The organism is [Flexibacter] sp. ATCC 35208, assembly GCF_001975825.1.
In the GTDB taxonomy this organism is placed as follows: domain Bacteria; phylum Bacteroidota; class Bacteroidia; order Chitinophagales; family Chitinophagaceae; genus Chitinophaga.
In genome coordinates this window covers 290,842-308,660 of the sequence record NZ_MTKN01000001.1, presented here as the reverse complement: position 1 = coordinate 308,660, position 17,819 = coordinate 290,842, and the positions used below count along the sequence as shown (strand labels likewise).

At 43.9% G+C, this 17,819-nt stretch carries 16 protein-coding genes; 13 read left to right on the top strand and 3 right to left on the bottom strand.

Annotation, left to right across the window (positions count from 1 at the left end; genetic code table 11):
• Positions 1-69: 69 nt before the first annotated feature.
• The 7 genes from BW716_RS01170 to BW716_RS01140 all read left to right on the top strand — a co-directional run bounded on the left by BW716_RS01170 (position 70) and on the right by BW716_RS01140 (position 5,785).
• Positions 70-1,719 carry a pyruvate dehydrogenase complex dihydrolipoamide acetyltransferase gene (locus tag BW716_RS01170; RefSeq protein ID WP_083720262.1) on the top strand — a complete coding sequence of 550 codons (1,650 nt, stop codon included), beginning with the start codon at positions 70-72 and terminating at the stop codon, positions 1,717-1,719.
• A 134-nt stretch (positions 1,720-1,853) separates the two neighbouring features.
• Complete coding sequence (locus BW716_RS01165; RefSeq protein ID WP_083720345.1) at positions 1,854-2,240, top strand: VOC family protein; 387 nt, start codon at positions 1,854-1,856, stop codon at positions 2,238-2,240.
• A gap of 73 nt (positions 2,241-2,313) precedes the next feature.
• Entirely contained in the window at positions 2,314-2,820 is a 507-nt protein-coding gene (locus tag BW716_RS01160; protein WP_083720261.1) for a GbsR/MarR family transcriptional regulator, read from the top strand.
• 213 nt (positions 2,821-3,033) lie between these two features.
• Positions 3,034-3,984 (top strand): TIGR01777 family oxidoreductase, encoded by a 951-nt coding sequence (locus tag BW716_RS01155; protein WP_083720260.1) that lies wholly within the window; start codon positions 3,034-3,036, stop codon positions 3,982-3,984.
• Positions 3,985-4,016: 32 nt separating this feature from the next.
• Entirely contained in the window at positions 4,017-4,385 is a 369-nt protein-coding gene (locus BW716_RS01150; protein WP_083720259.1) for a CoA-binding protein, read from the top strand.
• Between the two features lie 185 nt (positions 4,386-4,570).
• Positions 4,571-5,044: a ribonuclease H-like YkuK family protein gene (locus BW716_RS01145; protein WP_083720258.1), complete on the top strand. Its 474-nt coding sequence runs from the start codon at positions 4,571-4,573 to the stop codon at positions 5,042-5,044.
• Positions 5,045-5,368: 324 nt separating this feature from the next.
• On the top strand, positions 5,369-5,785 hold the full coding sequence (locus BW716_RS01140; RefSeq protein ID WP_083720257.1) for a hypothetical protein: 417 nt from the start codon (positions 5,369-5,371) through the stop codon (positions 5,783-5,785).
• Between the two features lie 259 nt (positions 5,786-6,044).
• On the opposite strand, the gene yihA is transcribed toward BW716_RS01140, so the two are convergent.
• Positions 6,045-6,653 (bottom strand): ribosome biogenesis GTP-binding protein YihA/YsxC, encoded by a 609-nt coding sequence (gene yihA / locus BW716_RS01135; protein WP_179090955.1) that lies wholly within the window; start codon positions 6,651-6,653, stop codon positions 6,045-6,047.
• A 90-nt stretch (positions 6,654-6,743) separates the two neighbouring features.
• Between yihA and ubiE the strand changes: the two genes are divergently transcribed.
• The 5 genes from ubiE (at position 6,744) to BW716_RS01110 (ending at position 12,801) form a co-directional block, all read left to right on the top strand.
• Positions 6,744-7,478: a bifunctional demethylmenaquinone methyltransferase/2-methoxy-6-polyprenyl-1,4-benzoquinol methylase UbiE gene (gene ubiE, locus BW716_RS01130; RefSeq protein ID WP_083720256.1), complete on the top strand. Its 735-nt coding sequence runs from the start codon at positions 6,744-6,746 to the stop codon at positions 7,476-7,478.
• Positions 7,479-7,537: 59 nt separating this feature from the next.
• On the top strand, positions 7,538-8,155 hold the full coding sequence (locus BW716_RS01125; protein ID WP_235643406.1) for an outer membrane beta-barrel protein: 618 nt from the start codon (positions 7,538-7,540) through the stop codon (positions 8,153-8,155).
• Between the two features lie 132 nt (positions 8,156-8,287).
• Positions 8,288-9,634, top strand: coding sequence for a dihydroorotase (locus BW716_RS01120; RefSeq protein ID WP_083720254.1), 1,347 nt, complete (start codon positions 8,288-8,290; stop codon positions 9,632-9,634).
• A gap of 163 nt (positions 9,635-9,797) precedes the next feature.
• On the top strand, positions 9,798-11,126 hold the full coding sequence (locus BW716_RS01115; protein WP_083720253.1) for a DNA mismatch repair protein MutS: 1,329 nt from the start codon (positions 9,798-9,800) through the stop codon (positions 11,124-11,126).
• 142 nt (positions 11,127-11,268) lie between these two features.
• Complete coding sequence (locus tag BW716_RS01110) at positions 11,269-12,801, top strand: YifB family Mg chelatase-like AAA ATPase (protein WP_083720252.1); 1,533 nt, start codon at positions 11,269-11,271, stop codon at positions 12,799-12,801.
• Between the two features lie 3 nt (positions 12,802-12,804).
• Here the strand turns inward: BW716_RS01110 and BW716_RS01105 are convergent, their stop codons facing one another.
• Together BW716_RS01105 and BW716_RS01100 are read right to left on the bottom strand one after the other, a co-directional pair.
• Positions 12,805-13,461 (bottom strand): nucleotidyl transferase AbiEii/AbiGii toxin family protein, encoded by a 657-nt coding sequence (locus tag BW716_RS01105; protein WP_083720251.1) that lies wholly within the window; start codon positions 13,459-13,461, stop codon positions 12,805-12,807.
• Complete coding sequence (locus BW716_RS01100; RefSeq protein WP_220388694.1) at positions 13,451-13,963, bottom strand: helix-turn-helix domain-containing protein; 513 nt, start codon at positions 13,961-13,963, stop codon at positions 13,451-13,453. Before BW716_RS01100 ends, BW716_RS01105 begins: the two co-directional genes overlap by 11 nt.
• An 818-nt stretch (positions 13,964-14,781) precedes the next feature.
• Between BW716_RS01100 and BW716_RS01095 the strand changes: the two genes are divergently transcribed.
• Entirely contained in the window at positions 14,782-17,814 is a 3,033-nt protein-coding gene (locus BW716_RS01095) for a TonB-dependent receptor (RefSeq protein ID WP_235643404.1), read from the top strand.
• Positions 17,815-17,819 lie beyond the last annotated feature (5 nt).

Sequence of the window (17,819 nt, the reverse complement as noted above, 5' to 3'; positions counted from 1 at the left end):
AAGATCACGAATACGACTTTCACAATTCGCAATTCTTTTGTAGGTTTGAGCAAAATTTGGAAAAATACTATGGCAGAAGTTATCAGAATGCCCCTTTTGAGTGACACGATGACAGAAGGGGTGATCGCGGAATGGCATAAAAAGGTAGGCGATACCGTAAAAGCAGACGATGTAATTGCTGAGGTGGAAACTGATAAGGCCACCATGGAAGTGATGGGATATGTAGAGGGTACGTTATTATATATAGGTGTAGAGAAGGGAAAGGCTGCTAAAGTAAATGAAGTAATAGCTATTGTTGGTAAACCGGGTGAAGACTTCCAGTCTTTACTGGGTGGTGGTGCTCCAGCGCCAGCTCCGGCTGCCGCACCTGCACCTGCACAACAGGAAGCTCCGGCACCAGCTCCTGCTGCTGATAATGCAGCTGCTGCAGAGGCTCTGAAAAATGCAACTGTAATCCGTATGCCGCTCCTGAGCGATACGATGACAGAAGGTAAAATCGTTGCCTGGAATAAGAAAGTAGGCGAAACCGTGAAAAGCGATGACGTACTGGCTGAAGTGGAAACCGACAAGGCAACCATGGAAGTAATTGGTTACGCTGACGGTGAATTATTATATGTAGGCGTAAAAGAAGGTGATGCTGCCAAAGTAAATGGTATCATCGCTATCGTAGGTAAGAAAGGTACAAATGTGGAAGCTATCCTGGCCGCTGAAGGTCAGGGTGGTGCTAAACCAGCTGCTGCCGCTTCTGCTCCTGCCGCTCAAACTGCTGCTCCTGCTGCAAATGTAGCTCCGACAGCAACTCCTGAAGCTGCTGCTGACGCTAACGGTCGTGTGAAAGCATCTCCGCTGGCTAAGAAACTGGCTCAGGAAAAAGGTATCGATATCAATAAAGTACCTGGTTCCGGCGATAACGGTAGAATCGTGAAGAAAGATGTGGACGGATTCGTTCCATCTGCTGCACCTGCTGCTACCACCACCGCTTCTGCACCTGCTGCTGCTGCTGCGAAAACAGCGCCTGCTTTTGCACCTGCCGGTCAGGAAGGTTACACAGATATTCAGCTTACTCAGATGCGTAAAATTATCGCTAAACGCCTGAGCGAAAGCAAATTCTCTGCTCCTCACTTCTACCTGAAAGTAGATGTAAATATGGACAAGGCAATGGATGCCCGTAAAGCAATTAACGAGGTATCTCCTGTTAAGATCTCCTTCAATGATATGGTGATCAAAGCAGCTGCCCTGGCCCTGCGTCAGCATCCTGATGTGAATAGCAGCTGGATGGGTGATTTCATCCGCCAGAACCACCACATACACATCGGTTCCGCTGTAGCGATCGAAGATGGTCTGATCGTACCGGTTATCCGCTTCGCTGATCAGAAATCTCTGAGCCAGATCGCAGCTGATGCTAAAGGGCTGTACGACAAGGCTAAGAACAAGAAACTCCAACCACAGGACTTCACTGGTAATACCTTCACTATCTCTAACCTGGGTATGATGGGTATCGATGAATTCACTGCAATCATCAATCCTCCGGATTCTGCAATCCTGGCTGTTGGTGGTATCAAGGAAACAGTAGTATCTGAAAAAGGACAGTTTAAGGCTGTTAATATCATGAAACTGACCCTGAGCTGTGATCACCGTAGTGTAGATGGATCTGTAGGTGCGAAGTTCCTGGCAACACTGAAAGGTTACTTGGAAAACCCGGTTACAATGCTGGTGTAGACTAATAAGATATAATTTTGAAAAGCGGCTTCCTGCAGGAAGCCGCTTTTTTTTTGAAAATGGTTTTCATTCCCCGTTGGTGAATTCCCTTTTTCATGAATGTTTTATTTATATTTATACTAAATCCAGTCGCAATGGAACCTCTCAGGAATGCATTAAACTGGTTCGAAATCCCTGTCCACGACTTCGACAGAGCAAAGAAATTCTACAGCCAGATCCTTGGCTGCGACCTTCCCGAACAAACTTCCGGATTCAAAAAAATGGCCTTCTTCCCCTTCGACCCCTCTACTGGCGCAGGCGGCGCACTCGTCCATGGCATGGAATACCTCCCCAGCCAGCGCGGAGCACTGATTTACCTCAACGCCGGCGAAGACCTTACCCCTATTCTCGACCGCGTCGAAGCCGCCGGTGGCAAAATCGAACTCGACAAACGCCCTATCTCCGACATCCCCCTCCCAGGCTTCTTCGCCATCATCTACGATACCGACGGCAACCGCATCGCCCTCCATTCCCGTACCTAATCATCAATTAATTTTCACAAACTCTTGAAAGTTCAAAAACATAATATACCTTTATACTATCAATAAGGAAGCAATGAAATTACCGGAAGCAAAAGCACAATTCATCCAGACATGGGGTTCACTCGGAGCACAATGGGGAATCAACCGGACCATGGCCCAGATTCATGCTTTGCTAATGATCATGCCTGATCCACTGAGTGCAGACGAAATCATGGCAGAGCTGAACATTTCCCGTGGTAATACCAATATGAATGTGCGTGAGCTCATCAACTGGGGTATCGTAGACCGTGTCCTCGTTCCCGGCGAAAGAAAAGAATATTTCACTGCCGAAAAAGACATCTACAAAGTCGCTAAGGAAATAGCCAGGGAAAGAAAACGACGAGAACTGGAACCCATCCTCAAAACCCTGGATCAACTCCAGGAAGTTGAAGGAGATCCAAAAGACAAGCACGTACAATCTTTCAAAAATTCTATTGCTGAAATAAACAAATTCGCTCATCAGACAGATAAAACCCTGAGTTTATTTGTAAAAGCAGATGAAAATTGGTTTTATTCTACACTGATTAAGCTATTTAAATAATTAATAGAGAACGTTTGTTGAGATCTTCAGTCTGAAAAGACCTTTCAAACCATTTGCCTGAAAGTTCTTCAATTCCATCAGTCTGAAAAGATCTTCCAAACCATTTGCCTGAAAGCTTTTATCACCCGCTTTCCAGGTATCTCAACTAATCAAAGGCGGCCCTCCGCCTTCTTTTTTCAAAATATGTTTCAATAATTACTGAAAGTTCAGAACATGAAAAACAAAAAGATCATCATCGCTGGCGGCACTGGCTTCATCGGCACAGGCCTGACTCACTACTTCGGTCATGACAACGACATCATCATCCTCACCCGCCACCCTCTCCCTGACCATGACCGTGTCACCTATGCCGCCTGGGATGGAAAATCCCTTGGCAACTGGGTACACCACTTCGAAAATGCCGACCTACTCATCAATCTCACCGGCAAATCTGTCAACTGCCGCTACACACCCGAAAATAAACAAGCCATCTTCGACAGTCGTACCAACGCTACCGACGTAATAGCCGCCGCCTTTCGTTCCATCCCCAATCCCCCTAAAGTCTGGATCAACGCCGCTTCTGCCACCATCTACCGCCATGCAGAAGATCATCCCATGGATGAATTCAATGGCGAAATAGAAAACGACTTCTCTGTGCAGGTCTGCAAAAAATGGGAAGCAGGTTTCAACGAAGCCACCGTACCTGCAGGTGTGCGCAAAGCTGTATTACGCATCGCCGTGACCATCGGTGCCGAAGGAGGCGTAATTTTCCCCTACCTGAACCTGGTCAAATTTGGCCTGGGTGGTTACCAGGGCAGTGGCCAACAGCGTTTCAGCTGGGTACACCTCACAGATGTAGCCCGCATGATGGAATGGATTTACGAAAACCCAACCCTCGAAGGTACCTTCAATTGCTGTGCTCCACATCCCACCACTAACCGTGAATTCATGCGCACATTACGCAAAGCCGCCGGCCACCTGTTCGGTCTGCCCGCTCCCACCTGGATGCTGAAAATCGGCGCCTGTCTCATTGGCACAGAAACAGAATTACTCCTGAAAAGCAGATGGGTGCTGCCTACCCGCGCCACTCAGGCTGGCTTTACATTTCAGTATCCCCACCTGAAACCCGCCATGGAAAACATTATACATAGTCTGCCAAGAAGACGGTATCACCTCTTCTATTAATGATCTGGTGTAAAGTTTGATATTATGTAAATATGAGCGACAAGAAAAAAACAGTGGTATTGGGTGCATCACCTAATCCTGACAGATATAGTTTCCTGGCTGTGAATAGATTGACGGCCAATGGGCATCCTGTGGTAGCTATTGGTAAAAGGGCTGCTCAGATTGGAAGTATTCCCATTGTTACCGACCACGCTTCGCAGGAAGATGTGGATACAGTCACCCTGTATATGAACCCAGGAAATCAAAAGGAATACTATGATTATATCATGAATCTGCATCCCAAACGCATCATCTTCAATCCCGGTACAGAAAATGACGAATTAGCGAAAATGGCGGAAGATAAAGGAATTGATACATTAGAAGCTTGTACATTGGTACTCCTCAGTACCGGACAATATTGATTGCTTTTTTCATAAAAAGAGGGGGATTGCTTTCGCAGTCCCCCTCTTTCACATATACACCATACTCAACCTACCCAAATAAGTTGTATATTCGGTTATCCTAATATCCCCATCAGCCCGGCACTAAATCATCGACTGGCCTTAACTACATCAACACCGCCTTTTCACTCTAATCATATATAATCATGAAATGGAGAAGATTCAACGGCGAACAAATCCAATTGCCAATTAAGGAAGAAGTCCGCGAGGCTATCATCCGCGAAACCGCAAAAGGCTTTCACCTAAAAGTATGTATCGGTACCGACTCCCAGGTCAAAGGCGCTGATACAGAATTCGCTACAGTTATCGTTTTTCTGCGTGAAGGACATGGAGGTTTTATGTTCATTCACAATGAAAAAACCCGCGACGTCTACTCTATCAAAGAGCGGATGCTCATAGAAGTAGCCAAAAGCATCGAAATCGCCTACGAACTCTGTGACATGTTTACTAAATATGACGTAGACATGGAAGTACATGCAGACATCAACACCAACCCCCAGTTTAAAAGTAACCTCGCTTTACGCGAAGCCATGGGTTATATACTGGGTATGGGGTTCGCCTTCAAAGCCAAGCCAGACGCGTTTGCCAGCAGTTGCTGTGCCGATAAGGTAGTCAACTGACAAACGTAGTTCACATCGCTTTCATTGTTTTAGGATGTGTACTCACACATCCAGGGACTTTATCCCCCATAAAATTCAAAAAAACACTCCCTCCTCCTCCCAAAAGTTATGTTAAAGTGGGCCATCCTCTGTAACCAATCTCCCCCTCACGTTTTACCAACATTAAAACCCACATCCATTCACTTTATCTTACCTATTTTACTCACAATCGTATTATTCTCCTCCTGCACATCCGAAGACGAAGACACCTTCATCTTCTCATTTTTCAAAAATTCTTCGTAACTTATATCGTTACCTAACCTACAATAAAATAAAGGGATCAAAATGAGACCCATTTCTGTCACTGTCACACTAGTAGCGATATTAGCAACCTTTGCCTGCAAAAAAGAGAACCTTGCAGACAATCCATCCAGCAAACTTCAGGGTAGCTGGCGACTGATACAAACCGTCTCCGGCAAGCATCTTAGCCTGGTAGATAGTAGCGCTCTCAATACCATTACCTTCAATGGCAATACTATGCTCACTTACCGTCACGACACCCTCGTGAACCGGGAGTCTTTCCTGATGGCTTTTAAAGCCGACCGTCTTCCTTACCTGGTCTCTGACAAAGACCCATGGAATCCAAGAATTTACAGCTGCACCTTTTGCACCTCTGCTGATACGCTATACCTATCAGCAGTTCATATAGCTGATGGGATTAAAGCCACTTATGTTCGTGTAAAAAATAAAGGAGCACTGTAACAGCGCCCCTTTAATTAAATAATATTGTATACAGTTTGGGTAATTACCTGAACTGTATGTTTATTTTATCTATTTAGGTCAGGCGCACTCCCCTCCTTCAATCATCCTAAACTACACCCAGTTTACACAATCATCCTAAACTGCATATTCATCCACATAGCCCACCATCTCTCCCCAACCTACACCCAGTTTACGCAATCATCCTAAACTGCATATTCATCCACATAGCCCACCATCTCTCTCCCGACCTACACCCAGTTTACGCAATCGCCCTAAACTGCATATTCATCTCATCAATAAACTCCAATATCTTATCCCTCCCCATCTTCTTCACCGTACTCGTCACAAAATTCGCCGGCAAAAACTCCCAACTCTCCCTCAACTTATTCAAAAACGCCTTCACATTCTTACTCGTCTCCGCCTGCGTACTCTTATCCGCCTTCGTAAACACCAGGTTAAAAGGAATCTGCCACTCCCCCAACTGATTTACAAAATCCAAATCCAGCTGCTGCGGCGTATGCCTGCTGTCAATCAACACAAATACATTCACCAGATTCTGCCGCTTCCTCAAATAATTCTCAATCATCTTCTCCCAACTTCTCCGCTGAGACTGGCTCACTTTCGCAAACCCATATCCTGGCAAATCCACCAGATACCAATCCTTATTAATCACAAAATGATTAATCAACTGCGTCTTCCCTGGCGTTCCGGAAGTCTTTGCCAACTTCTCATTGTTCGCTAACATATTGATCAATGAGGACTTACCCACATTCGACCTGCCAATAAAAGCATACTCCGGCAGATTCGGAGTCGGGCACTTATCCCACTCAACATTACTAATCAGATATTCTGCAGACTTTATAATCATAATCTCTTTTTTCAAAAAAAATAAAAAATGGCCCCGTACATGACTTTTAGCATTTTACTTATCAACAAGAACACCCTAACTTTGCGGGCTATGTCAGACAAGAAAGTAGTACCGTTTGCCGCGTCAAAATTAAGCAAGAAGGAACAAATAGCGACAATGTTCAATGATATTGCCCACCGCTATGACTTTTTAAACCACTTTATGTCCCTCGGGATCGATATCATGTGGCGTAAAAAAGCCCTCAGACTGCTGAAATCCCTCCAACCCAAAAAGATGCTGGACGTGGCTACCGGTACCGGCGACTTCGCCATTATGGCCAACAAAATACTGAATCCTGACACCATTACTGGAATAGATATCTCCGAAGGTATGCTCTCTTTCGGTCGGGAAAAAATCAATAATCTGGGCCTCTCTGACAAAATTACCCTGCAGCTGGGAGATAGCGAAACAATAAGTTTTCCTGATAATACGTTTGATGCAATAACGGTAGCATACGGTGTTCGCAACTTCGAAAATCTGGAAAAAGGACTGGCGGAAATGTTGCGTGTATTAAAGCCGGGCGGAAAATTGGTAATATTAGAATTCTCTAATCCAACAGTTTTTCCTATTAAACAATTATATAATTTGTATTTTCGCTATATTACACCCCTGATCGGAAAATGGATTGCAAAGAGTGAGGCAGCATATAGCTACCTTCCCGAATCTGTGAAAGCGTTCCCACAAGGTCAGGAAATGTGTAATATTTTAACTAATACCGGCTTTCAAGCAGTGACATGCAAAAAACTCACATTCGGCATCAGCTCTATTTATTGCGCTTCCCGCTAGTACTGATACTGGCTATCCTATGGAATACAAGGGGCGCACACGCGCAAACCGTACTGAATATGGAAGAACATGATGCCAAACCCTATTACTTTGGTATCACGCTCGCGGCCAACAACTCTAATTTCAAACTCCTCCACGATGCTGTTTTTTTGCATCAGGACTCTATCATGGTAGTAGAGCCCCTCAAGACCTTTGGATTCAACCTCGGTCTGCTGGGCAACATACGCCTGAGCGAATATTTTGACCTTCGCCTTAATCCGCAATTGTCATTCGCCTCGAAAAACTTATACTATAGAGAAAATTTCCCTTCCAGGGAGACCACTAAAAATATCGAATCCATCCTCCTGCAATTCCCTTTACAGGTTAAGTTCAAATCCGACCGTATCGATAATATGCGCGTATACGTGATCGCTGGTCTGAAATACGATTATGACCTGGCTTCCAATGCCCGTGCACGTCGTGCAGACGATCTTATAAAAATCAAAGCGGGTGACTACGGCTATGAAGCCGGCGCTGGTTTTGAATTTTATTTCCCCAGCTTTATCTTCTCACCAGAGTTTAAAATCAGTAATGGTTTGTCTAATATGCAGGTGAAAGATAAGAACCTCCGTTACTCCAACGTGATTCAATCCCTGAAGTCCAGAATGATCGTGTTCTCTATCCATCTGGAAGGTTAATAAATTACACCCGTATGTGAAAGGCAACAACCTATCACTACCTGTGGTGGCTTTTCTTCCCAAACATGGAATGATAATAAACCTCCTTCCCCTGACAGGTTAACAAACCTTTCTTTGCACTATATTTGCGGCATGCAGACATATATCATCCGCAATATATCCGTAGTGAACGAAGGCAGTACCACTGTCCAGGACGTCCTCATCAGCAATGGCCGTATAGAAAAAATCGCCCCGCAGATCACCATCAGCGGACAATACATTGAAATCAACGGCGAAGGCAAACACCTCCTCCCCGGTGTCATCGATGACCAGGTGCACTTCCGCGAACCCGGCCTTACCCACAAAGCTACCATCTACACAGAATCCCGTGCAGCTGTAGCCGGCGGTACCACCAGCTTCATGGAAATGCCTAACACCATTCCCGCCGCCCTCACCCAGGAGCTGCTGGAAGACAAATACACCATCGGTGCAAATCATTCCCTGGCCAACTATTCCTTCTTCATGGGCGTATCCAACGACAACGCTGATGAAGTACTGAAAACAAACGAAAAGAAAGACCGTATCTGCGGCGTGAAAATATTCATGGGTTCCTCTACCGGCAATATGCTGGTGGATAACTTCATCACCCTCGAACGCATCTTTGGTGGTAGCGAAGTACTCATTGCCACCCACTGCGAAGATGAAAAGATCATCAAAACCAATCTCGAAAAATACAAACAGGAAGTAGGTCCGGAAAACCTCACCGCTGCTTACCACCCCCTGATCCGTAACGAAGAAGGTTGTTTCGAGTCGTCATTGGTCGCCATCCAGTTTGCTAAAAAACACAATTCCCGTCTGCATATCCTGCACATCTCTACCGAGAAGGAATTACAGTTGTTCAGCAATATGCTGCCACTGGCAGAAAAACGTATTACCGCTGAGGTATGTGTACATCACCTGTACTTCACAGCAGATGATTACGCCCGCTACGGCAATCTTATTAAATGTAACCCTGCTATCAAAGCAGCACACAATAAACATGGCCTCTGGCAAGGTCTGCTCGATGACCGTCTGGATATCATTGCCACCGACCACGCTCCTCACACCTGGGAAGAGAAACAACAACCTTACTTACAGGCGCCATCCGGCGTTCCACTGGTGCAGCACAGTCTCCTGATGATGCTGGAACATGTATCCAAAGGCAATATCTCCCTTGAGAAAGTGGTAGAGAAAATGGCGCATGCGCCCGCTATCTGTTTCCAGATTAAAGAAAGAGGTTTCCTGCGTGAAGGATACTTTGCGGACTGTGTGATCGTAGATCTGCAACAGGCCACCATGGTGGAAAAGAGCAACCTGCATTATAAATGTGGATGGTCTCCGCTCGAAGAACATACATTCCCTGCTGCCGTGACACATACATTTGTAAGTGGTCACTTGGCTTATGAGAATGGTAAATTCAATGAGAGTGAGAAAGGACAACGTTTGTTGTTCAACAGATAATAAAGGCTTCCGTTCTTCAAATAACAACGACCTTTACCAATATATTCACCCATCCTCTAAAAAGGATGGGTGCTTTTTTTATCCCCTCCTTATGGAATTCTTCACATTGCTCATCTGTAAATAAAGCGACATATTTCCGTATATTCACCTAAAAGCCTGTGCAATGGAATTAGACAAAACGACCTATTACGACCTATCTATATTTAACAGAGAAGAGGAATTTTCTTTGTTTCATAAACTGGATTTTACGACAACAACAGGCGGCAGACATTACCTCAGGCAGATATATGCAAATCCGCTGAAAGATATACCTGCCTTAGAACATAGACATAAAGCATTACAATACCTGATACAGGAAGAAGATCGCTGGCCTGTGGATATCACCAACGGTACGATCGTCGTGATGGAAAATTACCTCGAGGCACAGATAGAACCTATCAGCAATCCGGAAGGCCTCTCCCTCGTTGTAAGTGCAGTGATGACCAAGATGATCTATAATTCAGATTACGGGTTCATCCAATTCTCCTTCACACAATTGCTCAACCTGCTCAAAGGATTCCGCTCATTAGTCAGCATATACAATACTGAACATACCCCCCGCGATCTAAAACAAATTTTAGACAGGGCGCATCATCTATTATATCAAAAAGAATTCAACGACATCATCGCTGCAGATGCATCCGGACCAGCATCATTCATGCAGATCCTGCGACATGATCATTATATCCGCAAAAAACATCGTAAGACGATCCAGGAGTTGTTAGACTTATACAGCAGACTGGATGCATTATATGCAATGTCAAAAGCAATTCGTCATTTCAATTTACAGTTCCCTACATTCGAAGATACGCCGCATCCATTCGTAGAGATCAAAGATCTCTATCATCCAATCCTGCCTAAACCGGTATCTTACAATGTATCGATCACACCACAATCACACTTCATGTTCCTCACCGGCGCGAACATGGCGGGAAAGACGACATTCATCAAAGCAGTAGGTGTAGCAGTATTCCTGGCTCATATAGGCATGGGCGTACCTGCGAAAGAAATGAAATGTAGTTTCTTCAATGGTATCTTTAGTAATATCCAGGTGCAGGATAATATCTTTAAAGGAGAATCATTCTTTTTTAATGAAGTACAACGTATCAAAAATACCATCATCAAAATCAATGATGGAAGAAAGTGGTTAGTACTGATTGATGAAATGTTCAAAGGTACAAATGTGGAAGATGCAAAGAATTGTTCTCTTGCAGTGATCAATGGTTTATTAAAAAGTACGAACTGTTTGTTCATCTTATCCACACACCTGTATGAGATTGCAGAGGAGTTGAAAGATGCTGCTAATATACGATTCAAATATTTTGAAGCAGATGTGATAGATGATAATCTATACTTCACCTACCAATTGAAAGATGGTATAGCGAAGGAAAAAATTGGTTACTTAATATTGAAACGCGAGAAGGTATTGGATTTATTGAATGAAATAAAATAACAGGTTTCATCACAGGAGGATAATCTGGAAAATTCATAGCGAATAATCTGGGAAATCCACAAAATCTTTCACAAAGAAAAATCTCATCTGCCAAAAGTAGATGAGATTTTTTCGTTATATTCAATAACAAACGCTATCATCCATGATTGTTAAAACCTATGGCAGTGCGCTGCAAAGCGTCAGTGCCATCTCCATTGTTATAGAAGTGAATGTCTCACCCAAAGGCACCCGTTTCTCCATCGTAGGTTTACCAGGCAGCTCAGTCAAAGAAAGTGAAGACCGTATAGAATCTGCCATCCAAAATATCGGGTGCATATTTCCCCGCTTCAGAACCATCGTAAACATGGCGCCTGCGAACATTCGCAAAGAAGGTGCTGCATATGATCTACCAATAGCCATTGGTTTATTAGCCGCATCAGAACAAATCAAAACTGATAACTTAAATCACTATACACTCATGGGAGAGCTCTCTTTAGATGGAACCTTACTTCCAATAAAAGGAGCCCTCCCCATAGCCGTACAAGCAAAAAAAGACGGTTTCAAAGGAATCATACTCCCCCTTCAAAACGCCAAAGAAGCATCAATGGTAGACGGCATCAAAGTTTACGGCGCTGCCGATCTGAAAGAAGTCATTGACTTCTACAACAACCCCAAAACCTTACGTCCTACCAATTCCGATGTCGTCAACATCTTCTCCCAACAAAACTCCAACGATCCCGACTTCAATGAAGTTAAAGGACAATATATGGTCAAACGCGGCCTCGAAATAGCCGCCGCCGGTGGACACAACGTTTTACTCATCGGCCCTCCCGGTGCTGGCAAAACAATGCTGGCAAAACGCTTTCCTGGCATTCTTCCTCCCATGACCCTTCCCGAAGCTTTAGAAACCACCAAAATCTATTCAGTAGCTGGCAAACTCGATTGCTCTTTAATCACCAAACGTCCCTTCCGCTCACCACATCACACGATCAGTGACACCGCCTTAGTAGGTGGGGGTGTCACACCGCAACCAGGTGAAATATCCTTAGCCCACAATGGCGTATTATTCCTCGATGAATTACCTGAATTCAAACGCACGGTTTTAGAAGTAATGCGTCAACCCATAGAAGAAAGAAAAGTCACCATTTCAAGAGCCTCCTATACTGCCGACTTTCCCGCCGGTTTCATGCTCATTGCGAGTATGAATCCATGCCCCTGTGGATATTTTAATCATCCTGACAGGTCCTGCTCCTGCCCCGCAGGCGCTGTTCAACGCTATATGCGCAAAATCTCTGGTCCACTCATGGACAGGATAGATTTACATATAGAAGTGACACCTGTATCTCACCAGGAATTAACAGGCTTATCCACATCCGAATCCAGTAATAAAATAAGAGAAAGAGTGATCGCCGCCAGGAATATTCAAAAACAACGATTCAATAGACATAAAGGAATTTACAATAATGCACAAATGCATCCATCCTTATTAAAAAAGGTATCTCAACTGGATACCCAATGTGCTGATCTGCTCAAAAAAGCGATGCAAACGTTGAACCTTTCGGCCCGCGCTTACGACCGCATACTCAAAGTATCGCGCACCATCGCCGACCTGGCTCAAAGTGAACATATTCAATCCGATCACATTGCGGAGGCGATACAATTCAGGTCTCTTGACAGAGAGAATTACTGGATGTAAAATCTATGATTTACGTGCCTCCATAAATTCGATCATCTCAAGTTTAACTATTTCCCAATGTTTTCCTTTTAGGCAAATAGGCTCAAAATCTGCATCAGCTTGTGAGAAATCAATCAAATTTGATCTGATAATTTTTTCATCATGACCATAGGGATAACGTTGCAAATGTAAATCTAACATTTGCTCAGGCGTATAGTCATTTATTAACTCGTGTAAATCCCAAAAATCTTTTTTACGTGCCCCATGCTGTACTACCTCCAATTTCATGGCAATTATTTCTTCAATAGTTGCCATGCTGATATTACCGAATTTTATTACAGGCTGAATAAATTTATCAGTATAATAAATATCAAGTTTTATCGCATCTGCTTCACTCTCACCTATAAAATATGATTTTCCAAATGCTATCGGCCCGGTTCTTGAATCAGAAACATAGGCAAATTCCGAAAGCAAAAATTTATCCATTTCCTGAAAATCTATTGAGCCGTAATCAGCGTCTGTGAATAAATCAATATCTACAGATAAACGGTGGCCCATCTGAAGACTAAGTGCAGTTCCCCCTACCAAACGGAATTGTTCAAATACTTCGCAATTCATTAATCGCAGGAGAACTTCTTTTAATAATGGAGTTACGGTATTCCAGTAAATTTTAGCTGGCATACTTTGGAGTATTATAATCTTTTATTATTTCATCAACTACTTTCTTACCATAAAACCGAATAATCTCTTCCTTCTCCTGTTCATTCCCTCGTTCAAAAACTCTCAGAATAACTGCGCGCTTTTGCTTTTGCCAATCGATTTTCTCCATTTGGGTGTCCCAAAATAATACACGTCTTAGTTTGGAAAGATCAGGTAATTGATTGACAGATCGTTTTCGCTTTTCTTCTTGAATATCATAATAAACCTGCAAGACCATAAAATATCCTTCCTCAATATTTAGTGCATGCTCAATTTTTAATGCAAGCCATATATTCATATTTCTTTTCCCTTTGGTAATCGCACCAAGGGTTTGAGGATACTCGTTAATAGATTGAGCAAATTCCTTTTTTGTAAGGTTTCTTTTTCGAAGTTCCCTTTCCAAAACAATGCCCGGATGTATTCCCTTCAATATGGATAGCTGTTCTTGCATATTGTAAAAATAAACAAATTTGTTTACTTCCACAAACAACATTTTAATCACATGATATTAAAAATCAAAACATTATAAAAATAAAATCTTTATATTATAACTTGAACCCCATGAAAAATCGACTCTACTCCTGTCAGTAGATTAACTGAACAAAGACTTTAACTTAGCCTACGATGAAATCATCTAAAACACCTATCCCTTGCTTTTCTCTACATCATTACTTTCTGTCACCTTCCTCCACCCCGAAATAAACCACCCGTATTACAACCTGGATTACTCCAATACATTCCCCCAATACCATCGACAAATCAACTATCCTCCAACTAATCCACCAAACAGCCTCCTACCAAACCACCCCCACCATCCATCCTCATTATTAAGTGTTCTACCGACATTTATGTCCACCCCATTCACTCCCCACCCCCAAAAATCATTTTTTTTCAAAAAAAATGCAGAATTTAAATATTCTCATTATCTTCAAACTGAATTCCATAGTTATAAGGAGATATACCGAACAGTAAAACAACCAATCAACAGTGGACGATGCGGGGTAAACGCCTAAGCAAGCCGCAAATTAAAGAAGTGGTGTAGTAAATAACTCTGTAGAATTCCAGGTTAGGAGGGACGAATTCCTATAATCATTTATCAACAAAAAATGTGAACTGAAACTTGCCCGTATCTCACGATACCATCCAGTATGGCCTGCTATACTCACGTATGTGGCCAAACCAAAATTAAAACGTGCGCACAAAACAACTATTTATAAACCTAAATACGGAAAAACTATGAAGCTGCCTGCTATTCGCAGAAATTGCAATCGATTGCAATTTAAACCAGGGACCACAATAAGAATGATGTCATTCTTATTGCTGACTGCCGGGATTCAGATCCAAGCCAGCGCATCTCCCCTCCGGATCACTCCCGGAAGCATCAATACCAACGCAAGGTTTGGGCCCCCAGTTAAAGGTAAGGTGACATCAGCTACTGGTGAACCTATGATCGGCGTGAACGTTATGGTAAAAGCTACTAAAAAAGGAACTTCCACAAACGAAAAAGGAGAATTCACTATCAACGCTTCTCCGGACGATATCCTCGTTATTACCTACATCGGATACGAAACCAAAGAAGTCAAAGTAGGTAACAATACTACGCTCAATATTGTTCTCTCTTCCGGCGCTACCCAACTAAACGATGTCGCCATCGTTGGTTATGGTAAACAAAAAAGACAGGCACTCACCAGTGCCATCACCTCCGTTAAACCAGGAGACCTCAATAGAGGCGCTATTACGGACCTCGGACAACTCCTGCAGGGTAAAGTCCCAGGCCTCAACATTACCGCCAGCGGTGACCCTAATAAGCCCGCTGCCGTTATCCTCCGTGGTGCCTCCACCCTCAACTCATCCCAGACACCTTTCTATGTAATTGATGGTGTGCCCGGTATGGATATCTCCCTCATCGCTCCCGATGATATCGCCAACATCGAAGTACTGAAAGATGCCGCCGCTACCGCTATCTATGGTAACAGAGCTTCCGCAGGCGTTATCATCGTAACCACCCGCAAAGGGAAATCCGGTAACCTACAGGTAAGCTACAATACCTATGTAGGTGCTGAAAAAATATCTAAAAACCTGGACGTGATGAGCGCCGATGAACTCCGCGCTTTCCTCACTAAAAATGGTTCCGGCTTCTCCCCTAACGATGACCTGGGCGCCCATACCAACTGGCAGAAAGAAATCGAAAGAGAAACCGCCGTGTCTCAAAATCATAACATCTCTTTCAGCGGCGGTTCTGAACATAGCAATTATATCGCTACGCTCAACTATGCCAACAAAGAAGGTATTATCAAGAAAACCTCTCTGGAACGTATGATCGCCAGATTAGCCGTTGAACAATATGCGCTGAACGATAATGTGAAATTCGGACTCAATATATCCAACTCTATCAGCAATGCGAAGGACGTTCCTTACAGAAACACCATCCTCCTGCAATCTGCTATCTATCTGCCCGTTTCTCCTGTAAAAAACACTGACGGCAGCTACTTCGAAAACTTCCAGTATAGCAACTACTTCAATCCTGTCGCTATGCTGAACAACAGCGACCTGGAAACAAAGAACAATAACTTCTCTGCCAACTTTACCACCAACGTAAAGCTGCCATGGGGATTCACATATGACCTCAGCGTGTCTTACATGAACGTATCCGCACTCTCCGGTCAGTATCTCTCCAAGTACTACACCAATGAATATAATGGTATGTACAACAACCCTGATCCAGGAACCTCCGGTCACACACAACAAACCTTCGGTACCAATGGTCAGGCTACCAGATCTTCTTATACCAACACATATAAAATTCTGGAAAGCTTCCTCTCCTGGAACAGACACTTCGGCGGCCATAACATCAACGCCGTTGCTGGTTATTCCTGGCAGAGCAACATCATCGGCGATGGCTTCTCTACTACCACTTACAACTTCGCCGTTGATAACACAAGTTTCAGAAACCTTGCACTGAGCAACCCTTACGCTTACTCTACCCACATCAACCTCGGCTCTGATGGCGTATACCAGGAAACTAAACTGATCTCTGACTTCGCACGTGTGAACTACGATTACAAAGAAAAATATTTATTACAAGCCTCCATTCGTCACGATGGTAGCTCCGTATTCGGTGCCAACAACAGATGGGGTTACTTCCCTTCTGTAGGTATCGGCTGGCGCATCGCACAGGAATCTTTCATGAAAGATCAACATCTATTTGATGACCTGAAATTAAGAGCCAGCTATGGTGTAACCGGTAACTCAAGTGGTTTTAGCGCATTCACTGCTCAATATATCATCGGTAGTAACGGTACCTTCTATTATGATGGTCAGCAACTGGCCGCTTACGGTCCTACTCAGGCTCAAAACGCTAACCTGAAATGGGAAAAAACAGCCACTACCAACATCGGTCTGGACTTCGCTATTCTGAAAAGCAGATTGACAGGCTCACTGGAAGTGTATAACAAAAACACCACCGGCATGATCTATTCTTATAGCGTAAATCCTGCCCTGGTTCCAACCGGTTCGATCGTTGCAAACGGTGGTAGCATGAATAACAAGGGTATTGAATTAAGCCTGAACGGCGCGATCATTGATCAGAAAGACTTCGGCTGGACCTCCTCCCTGAACCTCGCTACCAACAAAAACCAGATAACCAGCCTGAACAACCCACTGTTCTCAGGTGGTGACTCAGTTGCTGTCGCCTATCCTGAAGGTGCTTCTCAATCAGGTGCAAGTTTGCAATTGCTGAAAACAGGTAAACCACTGGGACAGTTCTTTACCTTCCAATATGCAGGCAAAAACACCAGCGGGATCTCTCAATACCTCAAAAGAGATGGTACCACTACCATCTCTCCAAGTAATGGTACTGACTACCACTACCTGGGCAGCGCACAGCCTAAACTGATCTACGGATGGTCCAATACCTTCAGGTACAAACACTGGGACCTGAACGTATTCGTGAGAGGTGTGTATGGCAACAAAATTTTCAATGCTACCAGGGCTGACCTGTTCCGCCCTGCCACTGCTCAATATGCGAACATCCTGGCAGATGCAAAAGATGAATCTGCAAGCGATATAAACTCTTACAGATACTCTTCCCGCTACATCGAATCAGGTAGCTACCTGCGATTCGATAACGCAACACTGGCTTATACTTTCGGAAATGTCAATCCTGCTATCAAAAAACTGAGATTGTACGTTTCCTGCAACAACCTCTTCGTCATTACTAAATATAAAGGGGTAGATCCTGAAGTAAATCAGGGAGGCATCGCACCTGGCGTAGATTATAACAACTTCTACCCAAAAACACGCACCTTCCTGATCGGTGCGAACCTGTCCCTCTAATATTT

Bases quoted from the DNA above. Each gene is read 5' to 3' on its own strand.
- BW716_RS01170 (WP_083720262.1), top strand. From the start codon at position 70: ATGGCAGAAGTTATCAGAATGCCCCTTTTGAGTGACACGATGACAGAA.
- BW716_RS01165 (WP_083720345.1), top strand. From the start codon at position 1,854: ATGGAACCTCTCAGGAATGCATTAAACTGGTTCGAAATCCCTGTCCAC.
- BW716_RS01160 (WP_083720261.1), top strand. From the start codon at position 2,314: ATGAAATTACCGGAAGCAAAAGCACAATTCATCCAGACATGGGGTTCA.
- BW716_RS01155 (WP_083720260.1), top strand. From the start codon at position 3,034: ATGAAAAACAAAAAGATCATCATCGCTGGCGGCACTGGCTTCATCGGC.
- BW716_RS01150 (WP_083720259.1), top strand. From the start codon at position 4,017: ATGAGCGACAAGAAAAAAACAGTGGTATTGGGTGCATCACCTAATCCT.
- BW716_RS01145 (WP_083720258.1), top strand. From the start codon at position 4,571: ATGAAATGGAGAAGATTCAACGGCGAACAAATCCAATTGCCAATTAAG.
- BW716_RS01140 (WP_083720257.1), top strand. From the start codon at position 5,369: ATGAGACCCATTTCTGTCACTGTCACACTAGTAGCGATATTAGCAACC.
- yihA (WP_179090955.1), bottom strand. From the start codon at position 6,653: ATGATTATAAAGTCTGCAGAATATCTGATTAGTAATGTTGAGTGGGAT.
- ubiE (WP_083720256.1), top strand. From the start codon at position 6,744: ATGTCAGACAAGAAAGTAGTACCGTTTGCCGCGTCAAAATTAAGCAAG.
- BW716_RS01125 (WP_235643406.1), top strand. From the start codon at position 7,538: ATGGAAGAACATGATGCCAAACCCTATTACTTTGGTATCACGCTCGCG.
- BW716_RS01120 (WP_083720254.1), top strand. From the start codon at position 8,288: ATGCAGACATATATCATCCGCAATATATCCGTAGTGAACGAAGGCAGT.
- BW716_RS01115 (WP_083720253.1), top strand. From the start codon at position 9,798: ATGGAATTAGACAAAACGACCTATTACGACCTATCTATATTTAACAGA.
- BW716_RS01110 (WP_083720252.1), top strand. From the start codon at position 11,269: ATGATTGTTAAAACCTATGGCAGTGCGCTGCAAAGCGTCAGTGCCATC.
- BW716_RS01105 (WP_083720251.1), bottom strand. From the start codon at position 13,461: ATGCCAGCTAAAATTTACTGGAATACCGTAACTCCATTATTAAAAGAA.
- BW716_RS01095 (WP_235643404.1), top strand. From the start codon at position 14,782: ATGATGTCATTCTTATTGCTGACTGCCGGGATTCAGATCCAAGCCAGC.